Source organism: Oleiphilus sp. HI0079 (assembly GCF_001635105.1).
This window is the reverse complement of record NZ_LWFT01000799.1, coordinates 1-1,607: the sequence shown is the minus strand read 5'-3', so window position 1 is coordinate 1,607 and position 1,607 is coordinate 1. Positions and strand designations below refer to the sequence as shown.

Genomic DNA, 1,607 nt, shown 5'->3' with positions numbered 1-1,607 from the left:
GAGTGAGACTTAAGCGCCGTTCAAAGCTACCTGTCTTGATTTTCGAGAGCTTCATAATGCGCCTTGTACACGTCAAGTCGGCGAAGGGCCAAACTAACCGACCTTTTCCCCTTTCGCTTGTTTGTCCGCATGATAAGAGGAACGAACCAATGGCCCACTTGCGACATGCTTAAAACCAAGCGCACGCGCCTTCTCAGCCAACTCGTCAAACTCCGCCGGCGTTACAAAACGCTCTAGCGCCAAATGATCACGACTAGGCTGCAAATACTGCCCAAGTGTCAACATATCTACATCATGCTCTCGCAGGTCCGCCATTACTTGCTCGACTTCATCAAGCGTCTCACCAATACCTAGCATCAACCCAGACTTGGTCAATACATTTGGCGCCAGCGCTTTATACTCCTTCAACAGTTTGAGTGACCAAGCATAATCAGAACCCGGTCGCACCTTTTTATAAAGCGATGGGACAGTTTCGAGATTATGATTAAAAACGTCTGGCGGCGTATCCTTTAGGATATCCAAAGCAACATCCATGCGACCTCGAAAGTCAGGCACCAATACCTCGATTTGAATCTCTTCAGACCGCTCCCGCGTTTCACGGATACAGTCTGCAAAATGCTGCGCTCCACCATCTCGCAAATCATCGCGGTCGACAGAGGTAATCACGACGTAATTTAGCGCCATGTCCGCAATCGCTTCTGCCAACTCAGCAGGCTCATCTTGATTTAGCGGCTTTGGCCTGCCATGAGCAACATCGCAGAAGGGGCAGCGACGAGTACAAATATCGCCCATAATCATAAAGGTCGCCGTTCCACCACCAAAGCACTCTCCAAGGTTCGGGCAGGATGCCTCTTCACAAACGGTATGCAAACCATGCTTGCGGAGCTTTTGCTTTATCTCAGAAATTCTTGGTGTTGCAGGAACACGGACCCGAATCCAATCTGGCTTGCGCGGCATTTTTTCGGTGGGGATGACCTTAATGGGTATTCTTGCGACTTTTTCGGCGCCTCGAAGTTTCTCACCAGTCACCGCACGTTTGATTGATGGCTTAGCCTTGCCTGTCGCAGCATGATCTGGCTCGCCTGCACCGTCTAGATTCTCATCAATTGTTTTATTGGTCATAAAGTCTCTGTATATTCAATTACGAGCTGTTTGTACCCAAACTGCTCACGCAGAGCGTCAACCAAACGTCCTGCAAAAGGCTCGACGGGCTCCCAGTTTTCAAAATTAGAGAGCTGCGTCATTTCCAAGCCGCGATATCCGCACGGATTAATCCTGTCAAAGGGCGAGAGGTCCATATCGATATTAATACTTAAACCGTGAAAGCAACGCCCTTTTCGAATACGCAAACCAATCGAAGCAATCTTCCGCCCGTCAACATAAACTCCAGGTGCGTCTCTTCTTGCTTCTGCAGAAACACCTAATAAACCAAGCGTACTCACGATACTCGTTTCAATAAGCGTCACCAGCTGCCTTGCGCCAATTCCCATACGGTCAATATCTAGCAAGAGGTATACGACAAGTTGCCCTGGGCCATGATAGGTAACCTGTCCTCCGCGATCTACCTGAACAACTGGAATATCGCCTGGCGCTAATAGATGTTCTGC

2 protein-coding genes are annotated in these 1,607 nt (G+C 49.2%); both read right to left on the bottom strand.

Annotated features, from left to right (window positions below):
* Positions 1–93 precede the first annotated feature (93 nt).
* Positions 94–1,122: a lipoyl synthase gene (lipA, locus tag A3750_RS14945; protein WP_082863175.1), complete on the bottom strand. Its 1,029-nt coding sequence runs from the start codon at positions 1,120–1,122 to the stop codon at positions 94–96.
* On the bottom strand, positions 1,119–1,607 hold a 489-nt coding region (lipB, locus tag A3750_RS14940; protein ID WP_156498614.1), incomplete at its 5' end, for a lipoyl(octanoyl) transferase LipB. The genes lipA and lipB, both read right to left, overlap by 4 nt.